Here is a 16,471-nt window from a genome sequence, read left to right as displayed (position 1 = left end):
AGATGGAGACCGACACGACGGTTACCCTACTCCCGGATGCGGGGCCCCTAATCACGCTCGCTTACGCCGACGCGCTCGATCTCCTGTTGAAACCCGGATGGTCAATTGGCCTGGTCGACATGGTGCTGCATGAGGTCACTCGCAATGAGACGCCAACGAGCGCACGAATTGCTGCCTGGGCACGTGAACGTGGTGCTCCGGTTGTTGAAACAAACGTCTATCGGCACTTCACGCAATCGCGCGCCGCCCCGACCGGCCGCAAAGCGAATCTCGGTGAACTCGCGATACAGGAAGCGATGAACGGGTTCGGTCTTGCTGCCGAACGAACCGGCGTCTTTTTGTTCGAGGACCACAAAATCGCGCGCGCCAGCTTTCTGTTACCCGATAATTGCCGCAAGGTTTCAACCCGTGCGTTCCTGCTGTTCCTGGAACAGCGGACCCTGATCGAATCGGCAGCCGATGTCGAGCGCCGGGCGATTCGGGCCGGGCGGCACTTCTCGCAACTCCGGTTTCCGCCGAAATAACCCGACTGGTACCCGGTCACACAACGGGTCGGTCTACGCATCACGAAAACAGTAAGACCTCATCGCCGCGTGGATATTCGGCGCGCCCGCCGTGGTGCCCGTGTACAGCATGGCACTGTGGTTGTCCGATGGTCACGGGGATGCCGCCGGCGGGTCGGATTGCCTATTACCTGCTATCGCTGAAAGAAAGGTGCCCAGCCAAGCACGAGCACACCATTCGGTAGTTTGCAGGACCGTACCCGATCGACCATTTTTCAACTTTTTTGAGGGCCAGTAATAGGGATCAGTCTAAGGCATCGTCGGTCGCTGTTCGGCGCGAATGTGGCGCGATTTCCGCTGTCTTTTGATTTCGGTCGGTAAGTGCGACGGGCAAAACCGAGTTCGACTGGTGCCGGACGGTTGATGATGCCGAAACCGTACTGACGTGGCTGCCCGAGAAGCTGCGCGTATTCGGCGGCGACTACGGCACGCCGGATGGCACGGGCGTGCGCGATTACATCCATGTGGTGGATCTGGCGCGTGGTCACCTCGCCGCGCTCGATGCGCTCGCGAAGCACGACGCGAGCTTTGTGGTGAACCTGGGGACAGGCCAGGGGTATAGCGTGCTCGACGTGGTGCGCGCCTTCGAAAAGGCGTCGGGCCGGCTGGTGCCGTATGAGATCGTCGCGCGGCGGCCCGGTGATGTGGCCTCGTGCTTTACCGATCCGGCTGCGGCGGCGAAGCTGCTCGGCTGGCAGGCAGAATTTGGCATCGAGCGGATGTATGGGGACCACTGGCGGTGGCAGGAGAGGAATCCGCGGGGGTTTGCAGCGTAACGTCTGAAGGTCACCGTTGAGCAGCGCCGATGCGTCCCGGCAGGCCCGGGATGCGTCGGCTCGCTGGCCCGGGGCAACCACTGGCGCGTTTGGGCGCTGCCCTGGGTTCCGACGCGGTCCCGCAAGCAGCAGCTGAAAATAAATTCTCGACCACTTGCGCGCGGACAGTTCCATACGTTAGTATCAATGCGCTTCCTCGCCGTTTACGGCATGACTCACCCCCGATCTTCAGGGTATTAACAGCAAGCGCTGTTTTGCCTTCGGCCTTGTGCCTTGGGCATCGATCCAAAAGACAGGCAAGCCATTGCCTGTTGATTTCGAGTGTTGTTCATAGGCCGCCGTCGGCGTGCCTCTCGAGGATCGACCGGTCTGCTTCGCGCCACCGCTGGCGCCAGCGTCCCCTCAGCCCCCCCGCATTCGATCAATCGTGCTGCTTTCCGGCACATCAATAGCCCATGTGCGCTTCATGCGTGCCGGACTTCTGCCTTGACACGTGCCATCTGCGCCAGCAGTCGCACGCAAGGTGGAGCCAATTCCGGGCTTCCCACTCCCAAGCAAGCAGACCGCCTTTATCCAAAACACCGGATCTCCTAACTCAACACCTTTTTTCTGGTGTGTCTTCTAGCCCGCCTCCTCATGAACCAGCAACGCCTCCGAGGCACCACAGCTGGCCGTTTCGCCCCTGCATGACCAGCGTGAATCAACACGGCTAAAGGCCGTGGTCATATGGCGCGGCACGTCCGCGCCATCCTGGGGGATGCGCCTGCACTTGCCGCCAGCCCGCGACGCATATCTGACAACTGCTGGTTTGCTGGTTTGAGAGGAGGATTTACATATGGCCATGCTTAGCGACGCTGTTCACCAGATCTCAGAGGCGAACGCCATTTTGGGCGGCAGCGTCAAACATCAGGAAAACCGTCGTCACCTCGTGACGCCGTTTCTGCGATTTTTGCGTGAACTTAAGGTGTTGACGCGTTCGTTTGCCGATATCAGGCCCCAGCTCGTCAGCATGTATGCGGTGCACTGCATCATTTCCGGTGCGAAACCCGGACATATGGAGAACCAGTTTTCAGCCATCCGCGTGGTTTGCCGGGCGCTCGGAAATGAGCTCGGTGAGACCTGCAGCAACCGGCAGCTCGGATTGCCACTGCGGGTGCGCAAGGGTGCACGCCGCGCGCAGTCGCAGGAAGAAATCGAGGCACTCCTCGAACGTGCCGCCCGCATTGATCAGGGGCTGGTGCATCTCATTGCGCTCGCCCGCCTGCTGGGGCTGCGCAGGATGGAAGCCCTCATGTGCGCCCGGGATCTGAGGATGTGGCGCGACGCCCTGCTCAACGGCAAAACCACCCTGCACATCATGAGGGGAGCCAAGAACCTCCGCCCCCGCGAGGTCGAAGTGCTGCAAACTCAGCGCGGCGAAACCCTCGCGGCAATCGAAGCCGCGCTCGAATTCGCCGTTGCGCGCGATTATGAACTGATCACCGGGCGCGGCAGGACGCTCGAATCAGCGCTTAACCGGCTCAAGGCCCTGCTGCGTCGGGCAGGAATGACCGGAGAGCTATCTTTCCACAGCCTCAGATACACCTACTCCCTGGACCTGTCACGTCAGCTGCTGGATAGCGGCGTCGCGCCCTACGAGAGCCTGGTCAGGCTGAGCGCCTCACTTGGCCACGGAAGCTCCAGGGCCCAGATGATCCTCGCCTATTACTGCCAGCCGATTGCGTCCCGCTTCAAGGGCTGCATGAAGCTGCACAAAAGCGAAGCGCATCGTCGCAGCCCGGCAACCAAAGTGCCTCGCGCAGCAGCACGGCGTGAGGCAAAGCTCAAGCATGCGCGCATGAGCGGGTTTCCCGTCGGCCGCATGGATTTCCCAACGAACGCCTTGCCTGTGACAGACGCCCCTGCTGCCCGGGGGACCAGGGTAAAAGTCTCACCGAACAACGCTTTGAAAAGTTCACGGACGACACGGTTTACGAGCGGAGCAGCAGCACACGGACACAGCTGATGGCTGTGTAGTCGATCACTCATTCAGATAGACAGGATACCAAACTTTCCATGAAACGCCGCGATAAACAGATGTTCATCGCACCGGCCAGCATGCCATTGCCGATGCAGGGGCTGCCGTCCAGTGTCGCGCCCACCACCCCCGCCACGCTCTGCAAGGTCAGCGCTGCCGGTGCGCCGCCCGGGACGCACGGGAAGCTCACGTGCTCCGAGACAGCGCTGAGCGGTGGTTCCGGCGGCACTGACGCAGGCCCAACGTCGCAGCAATCACAGATAGATATACAGGTAAGGACAGCGACAGCCGATATCGCTTGCAATACACACACGGAAGGGCTCCTGCTTGAGGCCTGGACTGCGTACCGCACCTTCACGGAGCGGCGCGGCACGCTACCGGCACGGCTTGAGGACATCAGCCCTGCGGATCTGGCCCGGTTCGTTGCGCATGCCCGGTCCGCACAGCAAAATATCGATGCCCTCCTCATGATGCTTACCATGCTGGGCAGCCTTCTGGTGCATGCCGGGTATAACCGGCGCGTGCTCGCGACGTTGACAGCTGCGGTACGGCGAAAGCGCGTGCAGAATGCCCGTAACGGCAAATACAGCCATGAGAAGCGGCTCGTGGAGCCGCACGCAAGGGGGCGCGCCAATTCAGAAAACGAGTGTTGAACACGCTCGGAAGGCAGGTCAGGTGGCGACGTTACAACGTCATCATTGCACCGGCCTTCCGTGCTTCTATCGCCCTGTCTGGCACTCCCCATGGGCCGAGGGTTGAAGGTGTGCTCCGCGTCCGCGGCGGTTGAGAATGGTCCCTGTGTCTTATGGGATAAACCTGGTCGTATTTCCCGTGGTCTGCTATCGTTGGCCTGGCTCTTGTGGGGAAACCGCGCCGTCCGGGTTGTTCGCGGTTGCGCGTTCCTTTCCCATGCGCTGGGGATCCCCTCCCGGCGCTGCGTTCATCGGCACCAACATTAGCGGATGTGTTACCGGTACGCTGTGCCGTCTGATTGTTTTGTATACCTTATTAAATGACTGTCGCGGCCTGGAAAGCAGACGTTCAATTCGATCATTCGCCATCCGGACAGGGCAGGTTGCTACCTCAAAGAAGCGCTATTCCAACGGATAAGCTTTGACGAAGAGACGCTATGCAGAAACGTGTTCGCGACTGTGTGCAGGTGCTTCTTGCGGATGTTTCAATCGAGGAAAACCTTGATCCAGACGCATGTGGTCTGTCTTGCAGAAACGTTCCCGCGTGCGTACGATCGTCGCCTGAAGCGGCGAGGATCGATGCCGACAGACGAGGGTCCCCTGAGTTGCCTGCTAGCAAGCGTCGGCTCCGGTGTAAGGTCGGCAACTGTCGACCTTACGACGCGGGCAGCCGGTTCCGGCTTTTGCAACGGGCGTCCGGTGTCAACCTTGATGAGGTCGATCTGCGCGCAATGCAACTGTTGTATGCGAATACGAGGCTCTGCGCAGGAACCCGGATATGGACATCGCCCGCCAACGTTCCAGGGGACGGGTTTCAGGAATATTCATGGCCCTTTGCCACGCAAATTCCATGCACATGGCCGCAAACTGAACCTTCGAGAGCATCGATTCGCGCGCAATCTCCGCGTGTCTTGCCACCCACAACGGGTCTGCAAGCGCCTCTTCGAAGGCATTTTCAAATTCGCTGTGACTTGCCTCTTGCATAGCCATAATTTGCAGCTCAGCGCCGTTTAAATTCACGTAGGCGCCTGCGGCCAACCCGAATTTAGGCATCCAGTGCGCCTGCACCCCGCGTTCATCCCAAAGACGCCAGGTGAGCAACGAATCGACCACCGTCTCGTCAGCTTGCGGAAAGTAGGCAATTCCGAGATGCTGGGCCTGAAGCCGCAGCACGCCGACCTGATCGAGCGTGGTGATTTTCTGCTTGACGGGTGTGACAAAGTCGATTTTCAATTGAATTCTCCCCGGTGGATGCAAATAAATGAATGGCCAATGTTCGGCCGTAAGCACGCGGTTGTGACAACGCAGAAGATTGATTCCAGGTGCGTGGGCGGGCGATCCGGAGACTTGTGCCGAGCGTCATCAAGGATTGCCCGTCTTCCACCAGTGCACATGCTGTCTGGCACGGCACTGATTACTGTTAGGATCCGGTGGTCTGCTCGGACATAATCTCTTCCGTAGCTAAGACTATCGGGATCGTTTGGATTACGACAGACCCGGATGCCGCGGTGCGATGCGCCGTCGGGCATGGACGTCGTTTCGGCAATCAGTCCGATAAAATTGGTTTTGATCCGTGCGATTCATAACGATTCGTTGTCCTGTGTATATAAGAATCTGATCAAGATGCAAGTCCATCCCTTGGAGAGGGCCGTAGCACGCGCAGGTTTCTGCTGTTGACTGAAACCCTGGAGTCGACTCTATCCTTCGGGAAAATGACGCGAATACGCGAAAGAACACCACATGCTTACGGGATCGATCGTTCTATAGCCGCGCCAATTGAACGCCTGCTCTGGACGAAGCTCAAAGCAGGCGCTCAGACCAACCTGGCAATCCTCAGTGAGAGAATTCACGTCCAAGTTCGGCCCGGAGGGCGATGACGTCGCATTCGTCCATGCGGAACACACTTCCGAGGATGGTCAGAGTCCAACGCCCTTTGTGTGGCCCCGACAGGATCTGGTCAAGTGAAGCACGATCACCTGAAACGCCACCCAGGACCGCATCGACAAGATCCTTTACTGCGCTCGGGACGACAGCGATGACTGTTCTCGCTAGCAAAAATGCAATTGCTAGCGCGCCATTTGACAGCCGGAAAACTCGCACCTGGTAAACCATCTGTATCTCCTTCAAATGAGCTGCTGACACACACAGGTTACAAGGGGCATGGGCGCCGTTGGGCTCGAAAATCACACGATTTTGGGGGGTCTTTTGCACCCAATTTTGGAAACGACGCTGGTAAGCTATGGAATCGAACCGTGCCCGGGGATGTCGCGGAGCAGGTTTGCGACTCGCATCTTTTGCGGAATACCGTGGCCTATGAGGCGGTCGCTCGTGCCGTCATGGCGTTCTCCTGCTGCGCTGCTGCGCTTCGGTGGGCGGTTCGCCAATGGGAGCCCGCACAAATGCCGCTGCCGTCGGCCGATTTGCCGTCGTAGAACCTGGTAATCGGGATGAATCGATCCCAGTCCAGCGATCTGATGCGACCGGCCGCCCACGCCCCAGCTCGCGCTAGCGGTCACGCTCTGGCAGGACGCGGGATTCCGACCTTGACAGCACGCGAGCCAGGGGGCGCCGATGGCCATCCCTCGATCACTGGCACTGTTTGTTCTGTCTGTCATGGCCGGTCGTAAAGCGGATGTCGGCGACCATGACAGGCCGCGCCATCGACAACAAGGCGCTGACGAAGTTGCTTGCTACGTCCGACTATTGGCGAACCGGGGACGGTTCGGTGCGCGTTTGCTGGGAGCAGGTGTGGGGGAGCCAGAGGCCTTGGTACCCGGGCCCACGCTGCCACGCTCGTGCAGGTGCGCGATGGCGTCACAGTACTGGATATCGCGGACGGTCGGGTGACAGGGCGATGCCCGGCACAAGCCGTGATGTAGCGGCGCCGTTACGGGCGCCCGGTCCGGCCTGCCTTCGCACCACTGCGAAACGCGGCACCGATCCGCGTACTGCAACAGTTCTTGATTCGAACTGTGCCGAGCATCGGCAGCAAACCCATGACGGGTGCGACCTGAAATTTCAGCAGCGACAGGTTTTTGGTGTATCGATGATGCTGTGCGAGGGCAAACCAAACCCCCCTGCTATGCGGCTCTCACCCCGAATGGGAAGCCGGGCCACCAAAAATCCTTTACAAATCAGAGGCCCCGTGTCTAACCGAGCGACTGACGTCGCCCGGCATGCCTGCGGGGAGACGTCTGGTAGTATCAGCGCGAACCTAGGTGATGGGTGATCAACACCTAATTGGTATGTCGCGTCATAGCTTAAAGCGACGCACTTTGATGCATAAGGGGGTAACCGCGGAGGCTCCTGCTGACGATTGCCGCCTGCGAAAGGTCGGGATTGCCGAACTTTCGATGCATGCAATCAGACGCTGATTTCTGTCATGGAACCCGTGACAGAAACCTCGCCGAGTCCGGTGTGCGTCTGGCGGCACTTTCTATTGCGACCGCGACGCTAGTATTGTGAGAGCCCCCGTAAGACAAACGACGAACGGAGCGCGTGCGCACCGCCCGTCTACGTCCAAGACCTGTTATTTAAGATTCGCGCTTGCAATCAACGTGGCAAGCTGATCACCCGTTCCCACCTGGCGACGACGCGGGTCATAGGTCCGGTTGGCTTTCGGATCGAAGTCGCCGAGACGTTCCCGATTCTTGCTGTAAGCGATACGCTCCCCCCGCGCAGTAGTTTCGATCGAACCAATCGTGTTAAAGCGCGAATCACTGATATATTGAATCGGCATATGTTCACCCTGAAGTTAAATTGACTGCTTGCCCAGGCGAACCGCAGCGCGCCCAGCGAAATCATTATTTTCTCCAGGTGGGACAAACCCTGTCTCAGTCGAAACACTTTCAAGAGGATTGCTGATTTTTGGATGAGAGAGCCGACGACATTCGTGGGGCCGCCAGAAGTCTGGCAGGGGGACGGGATTCGAGGTACTTCGGCGAAGCGCATAACCTCGACCTGTACGGCGCCCAGGCGTCGCAATGAGTCCGCTATCGGCCAGATCACTGATCCGGAAAGCAGCATCGAATCGTTCGTGAATCAGATCGACAGCTGATCGTCGACGAAAGCTCGACCGGTCTGCCAGGGTATCTACGAGCCGTGCGAGCGTCTGTCCCCAGCGCGGTTGCAATATTCGTCCAACACGCTCCCGATATCCTCGAGGAAAGACTCGAACAATGTTGGCGAGATCGCGCGGTTAGATGTCGACAATCTTTCGCAGCAGAGCGTACGAGACCCGCCAATGACCTTCTGAATCATTGACGGCGATAGACGCGGTTTTCGCGTTGAGTCGGACGAGAATGCCGACTCGCTCGCTCAGATGTTTGTCGGTGAATCCAACGGTGTCCCCAATGAAGAATTCCTCTCGCTGGGCTCGGGGTGACGGCGACGGAGGCGCGTGAATTGGGCCGCTCGCAGTGTCAAGGGAAACTGCCGCGTATGGCACCGACCAACGCTGACGGCTCAGGTTGTCCTGGATCACCGCCTGGGTTTGCCTCAGCTCCACCACCGTTCCCCGCGAAGGTGGTGCGAGCGGATCGGCCCCGATAAAGCTGACCTCCATTCCCAGATGCAGGCGTTGACGTATCTCGAGAATACGTCGCGGGTCGTCCAGCATTTTGCCAATGGCGAGATAGAGCCGATACAACTCGGCGCTGGGCGCCTTTCGAAGCGAGTCGAGAATGCCCATGAGCGATAAGGTGTTTATCGGGCAAGCGGCAACAGTTCGTGCATGCGGTTGACAGGATACGACGGCAGCTTCTCGAACGTGTATTTGAACCGCACATAAAGTTCTCAACCGTTCGGCGAGCCGCGCCGAGTAGCGAGTGCATCGTGGCAGCGGCGCTGGCGCTCCGGCCCCGAGGCGTCCTCTTTTCACCAGTAGCAGCGTGAGCCGAGTCGTGCGACTCGTCACCGTGTCGTCGAGCGCAAAATTTGCAACAACGAGCGGTCGCTGGGATCAGTCGTGAACTTATCCGACGTGGCAACAAGCTGCTTTCTCCCGCCACAACATACTGCGGCGTCGTGCCGTCCATGATTTGAGCATGACCGCGCCCGCCTCACCGAGGCAGTCAGCACATCCGGCAGACTTTGACCGGCCATGCCAACCGTGCGGCACTACGCTGCCGTGGTGCGTCCGCACTGACCTTCGCGAGCCTCTAGAATCCGTGCACGAAACGCAGGATCAAGGGGAACACACATGCCACGCAAAGCGCGCATCCTGAGAACTTCAGGATTTTGCGCGCCCCGCCACGCGAATTGATGCAGGCTCGCCGATCAGCATGGAGCGGGAACAATGGAAGGATCGCCCGGATTAGCTCCTCCTGTTTGCGAAATTCCTGTCCTCCCGCCTCCACCAGTGTTACAAGGTCGCCAATGACGTCCGTAAGCGCGTCTGGGTCGAGACTACCAGCACATGACAGGAGCCCCACCTTTTCTGCCACGGGGGCCAAGGCCGTTCGAAACTTCAATACTCTTTGCTGGAGGGCCTCTAGATGGTCAAGCGCGACCGTGTGTGCGACGGTCGTTTCTTCAAGCGCTTTGGTGCAGCAAAGCTGATGCGCTTCCCACGTCCATTTCCCCCCGACGTGAAACGGGCTCTTTGTGGTCTTCATTGTTTCTCCTCTGGTCGTGACCGCAACCTGTTTGTGGTCACGAAGATTCTCTGTGGAGAAGACCCGCCCATCTGTTTGAATATTGGCCTGAATTGGCCTCCTTTTGATCGTTTCGAACATTTGCGCCCAGCCTGCAAGTTGCATTCGCGGTGTCACGCATTTCCCGGATGTCGCCCTTTTGTCGCACCGGACGACACGCGCCTGGCGACGGCCATTGATTTTTCTGGGGAAAATACCATGGTGCCGTGCAACGCAAGTACGGAATTGCATAGCAGACCAGTTTGAAGCAATTTGTAAGAATACCATCCTGGCCAAATGCGCCAGCCAGCGCAAGATTCACCGTCGGCTGCCATCGATGCCGAAGCGACGCACCGATGTCATTGGCCCTGTGGGAGCAACCGCGTGAGAAAAGTCCTTCAGGCAGGTATGCGGGTCAAGCGTGCCAATGGACGGGCGGGCTGTACTGGCTACTCCCCCGAGACCGCGTCAAGCAGGACGGCTGGCGTGTCGTCGCACAGATACGAGCCCGGCAACACTAGAGTGGGCGTCAGTGTCGCGACCGTAGAGAACGGCAGCCGATAAAATCGCCGTAACCTGCAATCCTGACGTCGCGCGCGACTTAGCTGAAAGCCGCGTGTTCTAAATTCAGGTTGGTTTGGAATCCCGAGCGCGAATGGGATGACAAGGGACGATTCTGACAGGCGTGGCCCTGCACCGGTGCTGCCGCTCGGAATCTCCTTCACGGTGATTACAGGCGCACATCCGCTTAAGCGTGGCGGCCGTGTCCGCTTGCGCATCTGGCGTTTTAGCTGGCACGACACTGTCAGCCGGGAATGAATCGTAGCAGGCAAAGCAAAAAGGGCAACCTCACGGTTGCCCTACAACCCCGCGAGCGGGGAACACGGCCAGTTAAATCTTATCGGTTCATCAACGTCTTCAACCCCCGCGTGAGCGGGGAACACTTCTCGGTCTTCCCTGCACGCGCGGGCGTTGACCTTCAACCCCCGCAAGAGCGGGGAATACATCTCAGTCTGCCGAGTGCCTGCATGCGGGCGCTAACCTTCACCCCCGCAAATGGGAAAACAACCCTTTCCGCCGACCCGTGCTACTTGACTTCGCGACGACAATGCCAAGGGTTCGATGAATTCTGTCATAGATCGTTGCAGCTTTGCAATACTCACTCCGGGACCCATTCCGCGACTTTAATTACGTCAGGTTACAGACGAAGCTCGACGGAAGGTTACAGAGGAATGCTCACTGTCATCGACGGCGCAGTCGTGCGTGCCGGTTACTCGGCCTACCTCGAGGCGACCTTCGAGACGAAGGACATCCCCGGACGACCGGCCAGAGCCTAACGACTAACGCGCGCGACGCGTGCTACGCAGCGAAACACCTCGCTCAGCAAGCATCCGGCGTGTACGCGACTTGCCCGCTGGGCCGGTAAAGCCAGTCAATTGCCAAGCGCAGGTTCGCTTTGCTACAAGCGTCTGTGCGACTCCGACATGTGATTTCCCTGCGTGTGCCCCACCTCCGTAGTTAGCGTGATGGCAACCGCTGTCGCGGCACCTGCCCGTTCGAGCGTACCTTCGCCTTCCAGGCGCCATCGTAGCTTCCTCAACGAATTTTGCTATTGAACGATGGCTATACTGCCAGAGGAGCTCTGCGCGGCGCGAACTGAACCGAACAGTTGTACGCGCGGCGCTTTGCTCTTTCTTAACGGACGTCTGCCGAAGGTATTCAAGATCACGGGTACCTTGTAGCACCCTCCATCGCTCCGAAATGTAGAACCGGACTCGAGTCACCCAACAACTTCTATCGGTTTCCAGCGGCATTTGTGCAGGATAAGATTTACAGCGCGAAGTCGGCCGATTTCACTGGGACATGCTTGCGGCGGTTACCCGAGCCACGCGATTGTCACGTCTCTCTCGAGGCCCGTCTGGCCCTGTCTAGAATGTCGCCGATGTCGAACGACAACAACGCTCCGCGCTCGTCCAACTCGTCGATTGGTTCAAGCCACACGCGGGGCGTGTAGGGTTCCACTCCTTCCAGCACCATGATCAGGGCCATCATAAGCGGTTCGTCAATCGCGGATGCCACCCCTCGGGAAGGTGAATACGCCGAGCAAACTCCGTCCGGAATAAAGTCCAGGATCCAGCGCCCCGCATTCCGCGCTGGTTAACAAAACGGCTTGGTCATAAACCTTTTCTCCAATACTGACAGCCTAACAACTGGACTTCGACTGACGCAGGGTCCGCCGCAGGCAACGTCTCCCAACCTGCGGAGCCCTTCGCCCATCGGCCAATTCCACGATACAAGCCAAGATACGCGCGCCACTCCATTCGTCCTGCATCGGCGCTCCCCCGGTGCGCAACAACGGCTTCGGATGACCTAATACACTATCGGACAAACGGGCACCAAATTTAGGATCAAATTTAGATGGGTGTCGGTCGGACGCTGCCCGTTTGATGAAACCCGTCGCCTTGCGCCCCATCTTGGCCGATCGTCTTCGATTTCTGTGCAAGACAGAGCGCGGCAATCCTGTACGACTGCGGATCGGAAGTCACGAGACCCGGAACCCGTGGCCGCAATACATGTTTTGATGGAGAGACGGCCTGCTGACCCGCTTGCCGCTACATCACGCAGGGCCATCGACTCGAACCGGTACCGGGTATCTGGTTAGCTCGCCGCAAGCGGACAGCACGTACATTGTCGCGCTCGCTGGCACGGGAATTGACGCAACTCCCTCTACAACATTCATTTTCGCGAGTACGACGAACCGAACTTCTGCCGCGTCGCCTGGCCGAACCGCGCAACCATGGTCGAGTATCAACCTCACCGAATCGATACTGTGACAAAACCGCAGGGCAATCGACGCATAAAAGGTGAGGTGGTCGAACGCGAGGACTCGACGTTGTAGCTCCCGCACCTCGTGTGGTGCGGGGTTGAAATAGCGGGAGGCTACGTGCTATCTCTTACCTCGCAGCCAGTGCGCAAGCGCAATCAGGGGCTGGACGTAATCAAGAAACATCTCGTGGCACTCTGCCCAGAAGACACGCCAGTACTTTCTAGTGCATCGCATAATAAATCCTCGCTGGATTGAAAATGTACCTGAGACACCGCGACTACCGGACATATCCGCTACACGGGGCCCAGCAGCTTTCAAAGCATGTCCGGTATGCCGTTTTCGCCGTCGCCGTCGCTGTCGCCTCAGGGGCATGCGCATGCGCAATCCATAACCCTGCGGCAACGATGCCGCTCCCAGAAGCTGCAACTGCAGCCGCAAGAATCGACAGCGAGATATCGTGACCGTCATGGTGAAAGAAATACCTGTACATTTTACGAATATATTTCATCAGTACTCCATTTTAATTTGTACGTGGATGCGAACACCAGATAGTGGACCTCCCATCTGCCTGCCGCAAATCAAGTGTCTCGCGTCGATTGCTGAAGGCAAATTCATGCGAACGACGCCCAGATCCAGCACTGCGGCGTTAAATTCGCGACCTCACACGAAGGACCTGTGCGGCAGCTCAGATGGAGCAATCTGGAATCTGGCACGAAACCCAGCACGTGCAACAGCGCTATCTGTTTCACGACAACTCGACAGCGAGGACCGCGCCTTGGACGACTGCCACAACCATCCTGCACATCGGCCGGCTTGTGTCCGCGCGGCACTCGGTCACAAAACGGTCAGGCTGATCCCAATGACGATCACACCAGCCAAGCGACGGCAGTGCTTGCTCTTGCCGCACCCAAGTTGCCAGAGGCGGCGGCGGCATTTGTGAGTCGCCAGAGAACGGGGCCACCCATACGATGCGATGATGCCGGCCGCAAATCACTCCAGCCAATTGCTACGCTGACCTGCAATCCATCTCGAGCGGCAGGCCCGGAAGCATGAAGCAACGCCCTATCACCGTCTGACCGCTGCGTCGACGTGCTCAGCAAATACAACGCTTGCCGCAGCTATCACGTCTGCCACGCATAACTGCGCGACGTTCCCCCGCAGGGCGCGTACGGCGGCAAAGTTGATTGCCTTTGCAACAACCGCGTCGGCATCTGCGATCGACCTGCCGTCCAGTAAGACGATGCAGCGATCGAGCACACCTGGAGCGACGGCATACCGCTTGCTCGTCACGCTTGCGAGCTTCCGGCTTACGTACAGACGCATATCCTCCCGCTTAGGCACATCGAAATGAATTTTCTCCTCGAAACGACCGCCACGTAGCAGCGCTTTATCCAGACGATCGTAGTGGTTTGTCGCCGCGATATACATGACATCATGGTTTTTCCCCTCGACACCGCTCAACGTGGTCAGTATTTCGTTTGTGAGGACTTCTACATTCGAGACGCGGCGGTCCAGCAGAATTGGGTCCGCCTCGTCAATGAAGACAATCGCCGGGCGGATATCCCTGGCCTCGCGCACGAGTGTGGCCCACGCGTCGGGATTAGCGATGAGCTTGGCGCCAGTGGTCGACAGGAACGCCCAGCCGGTGGCTTTGGCAAGCGCCATGGCGGCCTCCGTCTTGCCCGTACCTGGCGGGCCGAAGAAGACTACGCCAGGGGGAAGGCTGCCACCCATCTTCTCCAGGTTGTGAACCTGCTTCATCTTGTAGGCCATGTCACGCAGGACATCGCTTGACATGTTGATCTCGTCGATCGACTTTACGCCATCCGGCAATCTGCCCTTGCGCCCCTGAAGCAGGCGCATTGCCTGCATCCCAAGGTCAAAAGTCACCTTTCCCGCCCCGAACTTGCCATCCCTACGCATTTCCGCGAGTTGGCCGCCTACGCTCGCAAGTCGGCTTGCGCTGAAACCGGCCCAACGCTCCGCAAGGCTCGTGACTGCAACTGCGTCAACCGCCGAGAAGCCGAGGCTCTCGCCGATCGCCTTGCGCAGAATCGCCTCGCGCGCTTCCATATCCGGTGCCGGGACTTCAATCTTGAAGTCGAAACGGCCTTCGCGGATCGCAGCACCATCAAGTTTGTCGATGAAGTTCGTGGCCACCACCAGCACGACCCGCGTGCCGTGAAGGTTAGTGACGTTGGTCAGCATCACGGCGGCCATATCACGATCCATCGAATGCGAGCCGCTGTCGTCGCGGGGCTTCAAGACCGAATCGGCTTCATCGAGGAACAGCACGCAAACGCCGATCTGGCGGGCGGCCCGGAACATCGCATCGATCTTCTGAGGTGTTTCGTTGATCCACTTCGACGCGAGGTCACCGTAGGTGATCGACATGAACGGCACCTTCAGCTCGCCGGCCAGCGCCTCGGCAAAAAGTGTCTTGCCGTTGCCAGGATCGCCAAACAGGATTACGCCATTGCGCCTATTACCGCCGCGCACGATTTCCTCACCCGCCGCCAGCAACCGCTTCTTGGTCTCCGCCATGCCAACCACATCGGCAAACCGGTAGCGGGGCCTCTGCACATTCTGGTCAAACGAATAAGCCGGCTGAGACGGCCGCACCGCATGGCCCGAAGCCTGCACCTCCGTTCTGACATTCCCGGCAGACCGTCCTGCACTGGGTCGCCCATTAAGCCAGTAATGCCGGAGCTTCATGGCAATGGCCGCCACAATCAGGATAGCCGCACCGTACCGGCTAAACTCGTTGCTGGCGACGAGGAGTCGCAGCACGCCCATACCCAGTATCAGGAATGCCCCTTGAGTCCAGCGCCAGCTGTGCCGGTTCTGCACCCACACCGACAACGCCGCGATTACGGTAAGTGTCAGCAACACGGCACATGCATCAGGAGCCAGCCGATACCCCGCTGCAAATGAATTCAGGATCCCAAGCAGGAAAAGTCCCACGAAAGTCCAGCGCACGACAAACCACGCGGGGTGATTGAACCCGTTCATTGATTCACCTCAAATTGGATGTTTTAGGCCCAGAACTAGCGCCGGCCATGTGGGCGCTACTGGAACCACCGATAGAAATCTGGAGCTAACGCACCTGGTGCCGTTCCAGGCCGAGTGTCAGCGTCGCGGCATCGGGTCCCATCGTCGCACTGGCCTTCTATCGCGCTTCCTGACGATGCGCACGCGTGCCGTGATACGCACCGGTACGAGCCGCCGCCGCTTCCAGCGCCGTTCCGCGTGCCGCAGGCGGCCAATCCGGCGCCCAAGCTGGCTTGCAAGTCGCCTGTACCAGAGTTCGATGACTTCAACGGGGACCGAGGTCGGGATAAAGACGGTGGGGTTACGGTGCGCCACCATGGCGACCTCGTCGTCACTTCGATCAGATCTGAATTGCTTCTTTTTCATTCGCTATCCTAAAAATGTTATTTGATGCACGCCACCATGATCGGGCGTGGCGGCAGGGTGTCTTTTAAAGGACAGGACCATTCGCAGCGTCGCATTCGTCCGTGTATGCAGCGTGCGATCGCTATCAGGAACCCAGCTTAATTCCTGATGAATGCCCGAACTTCACGAGAAATACATGCCGTAGTGTTTAACGTTCTTCCTCATGTCCTCGTTAAAAAATCCCTACTACGTGCAGCCATGCTTTTGAAGCAGCCATGTAAACTCACTTCAGGTTGACCTGCCGGCCAGGCGCGACAGAAAGGTTGCCTCGGACCACGTGCGTGCCGTTGCAGGGATCAGGTATCGAGCCGCTCGATGCACACATTCTTCCTGCCGTGTTGCCGCACCAATTCTTCTCGCATCGACATAACCAGGATGCCATGGGGTCTAGCGTGTGCAAATCGCGAGGATCAAGGGGAGGGAACCGGCGCATCATCTCCCGTATTACGTATAGCGACACCGTTGCCAAAGGACGGATCCTTGATGGATCCTGATCCTCAACGTCCT

11 protein-coding genes and 1 pseudogene are annotated in these 16,471 nt (G+C 58.6%); 4 read left to right on the top strand and 8 right to left on the bottom strand.

All coding sequences use genetic code 11. The annotated features are described in order from the left end of the window. The first annotated feature begins 2 nt into the window (after nucleotides 1–2). The 4 genes and pseudogenes from P3T40_RS37470 (at nucleotide 3) to P3T40_RS37455 (ending at nucleotide 4,009) form a co-directional block, all read left to right on the top strand. Nucleotides 3–524 (top strand): hypothetical protein, encoded by a 522-nt coding sequence (locus P3T40_RS37470; protein WP_429272742.1) that lies wholly within the window; start codon nucleotides 3–5, stop codon nucleotides 522–524. Nucleotides 525–958: 434 nt separating this feature from the next. Continuing rightward, nucleotides 959–1,339 (top strand): annotated as a pseudogene (locus P3T40_RS37465) (NAD-dependent epimerase/dehydratase family protein); the annotation flags it as partial. A gap of 835 nt (nucleotides 1,340–2,174) precedes the next feature. Next, nucleotides 2,175–3,344, top strand: coding sequence for an integrase domain-containing protein (locus P3T40_RS37460; RefSeq protein WP_429272741.1), 1,170 nt, complete (start codon nucleotides 2,175–2,177; stop codon nucleotides 3,342–3,344). 50 nt (nucleotides 3,345–3,394) lie between these two features. Next, nucleotides 3,395–4,009, top strand: coding sequence for a hypothetical protein (locus tag P3T40_RS37455; RefSeq protein ID WP_429272740.1), 615 nt, complete (start codon nucleotides 3,395–3,397; stop codon nucleotides 4,007–4,009). A 741-nt stretch (nucleotides 4,010–4,750) separates the two neighbouring features. Here the strand turns inward: P3T40_RS37455 and P3T40_RS37450 are convergent. The 8 genes from P3T40_RS37450 to P3T40_RS37415 form a co-directional block, all read right to left on the bottom strand. Then, the gene (locus tag P3T40_RS37450; RefSeq protein WP_429272739.1) at nucleotides 4,751–5,281 is read right to left on the bottom strand and encodes a hypothetical protein; all 531 of its coding nucleotides are present in this window, start codon (nucleotides 5,279–5,281) and stop codon (nucleotides 4,751–4,753) included. Between the two features lie 600 nt (nucleotides 5,282–5,881). Further along, nucleotides 5,882–6,160, bottom strand: a complete 279-nt coding sequence (locus P3T40_RS37445) for a hypothetical protein (RefSeq protein ID WP_429272738.1) — start codon at nucleotides 6,158–6,160, stop codon at nucleotides 5,882–5,884. A gap of 1,417 nt (nucleotides 6,161–7,577) precedes the next feature. Then, nucleotides 7,578–7,787: a hypothetical protein gene (locus P3T40_RS37440; RefSeq protein WP_429272737.1), complete on the bottom strand. Its 210-nt coding sequence runs from the start codon at nucleotides 7,785–7,787 to the stop codon at nucleotides 7,578–7,580. Between the two features lie 459 nt (nucleotides 7,788–8,246). After that, a complete protein-coding gene (locus P3T40_RS37435; RefSeq protein ID WP_429272736.1) occupies nucleotides 8,247–8,738 on the bottom strand; it encodes a hypothetical protein in 492 nt (163 codons plus the stop codon). Nucleotides 8,739–9,207: 469 nt separating this feature from the next. Further along, on the bottom strand, nucleotides 9,208–9,807 hold the full coding sequence (locus tag P3T40_RS37430; RefSeq protein WP_429272735.1) for a hypothetical protein: 600 nt from the start codon (nucleotides 9,805–9,807) through the stop codon (nucleotides 9,208–9,210). 1,770 nt (nucleotides 9,808–11,577) lie between these two features. Then, nucleotides 11,578–11,733 carry a hypothetical protein gene (locus P3T40_RS37425; protein ID WP_429272734.1) on the bottom strand — a complete coding sequence of 52 codons (156 nt, stop codon included), beginning with the start codon at nucleotides 11,731–11,733 and terminating at the stop codon, nucleotides 11,578–11,580. 1,840 nt (nucleotides 11,734–13,573) lie between these two features. Next, complete coding sequence (locus P3T40_RS37420; RefSeq protein WP_429272733.1) at nucleotides 13,574–15,304, bottom strand: AAA family ATPase; 1,731 nt, start codon at nucleotides 15,302–15,304, stop codon at nucleotides 13,574–13,576. A gap of 333 nt (nucleotides 15,305–15,637) precedes the next feature. Then, nucleotides 15,638–15,925 carry a hypothetical protein gene (locus tag P3T40_RS37415; RefSeq protein ID WP_429272732.1) on the bottom strand — a complete coding sequence of 96 codons (288 nt, stop codon included), beginning with the start codon at nucleotides 15,923–15,925 and terminating at the stop codon, nucleotides 15,638–15,640. Nucleotides 15,926–16,471: the final 546 nt, after the last annotated feature.

This window comes from Paraburkholderia sp. EB58 (assembly GCF_050436665.1).
GTDB lineage: Bacteria > Pseudomonadota > Gammaproteobacteria > Burkholderiales > Burkholderiaceae > Paraburkholderia.
Note: the sequence above shows the minus strand (reverse complement) of the source record. Positions and strands in the feature narration are given on the sequence as shown.

Bases quoted from the DNA above. Each gene is read 5' to 3' on its own strand.
- P3T40_RS37470 (WP_429272742.1), top strand. From the start codon at position 3: ATGGAGACCGACACGACGGTTACCCTACTCCCGGATGCGGGGCCCCTA.
- P3T40_RS37460 (WP_429272741.1), top strand. From the start codon at position 2,175: ATGGCCATGCTTAGCGACGCTGTTCACCAGATCTCAGAGGCGAACGCC.
- P3T40_RS37455 (WP_429272740.1), top strand. From the start codon at position 3,395: ATGAAACGCCGCGATAAACAGATGTTCATCGCACCGGCCAGCATGCCA.
- P3T40_RS37445 (WP_429272738.1), bottom strand. From the start codon at position 6,160: ATGGTTTACCAGGTGCGAGTTTTCCGGCTGTCAAATGGCGCGCTAGCA.
- P3T40_RS37440 (WP_429272737.1), bottom strand. From the start codon at position 7,787: ATGCCGATTCAATATATCAGTGATTCGCGCTTTAACACGATTGGTTCG.
- P3T40_RS37435 (WP_429272736.1), bottom strand. From the start codon at position 8,738: ATGGGCATTCTCGACTCGCTTCGAAAGGCGCCCAGCGCCGAGTTGTAT.
- P3T40_RS37430 (WP_429272735.1), bottom strand. From the start codon at position 9,807: ATGCAACTTGCAGGCTGGGCGCAAATGTTCGAAACGATCAAAAGGAGG.
- P3T40_RS37425 (WP_429272734.1), bottom strand. From the start codon at position 11,733: ATGATGGCCCTGATCATGGTGCTGGAAGGAGTGGAACCCTACACGCCC.
- P3T40_RS37420 (WP_429272733.1), bottom strand. From the start codon at position 15,304: ATGGGCGTGCTGCGACTCCTCGTCGCCAGCAACGAGTTTAGCCGGTAC.
- P3T40_RS37415 (WP_429272732.1), bottom strand. From the start codon at position 15,925: ATGAAAAAGAAGCAATTCAGATCTGATCGAAGTGACGACGAGGTCGCC.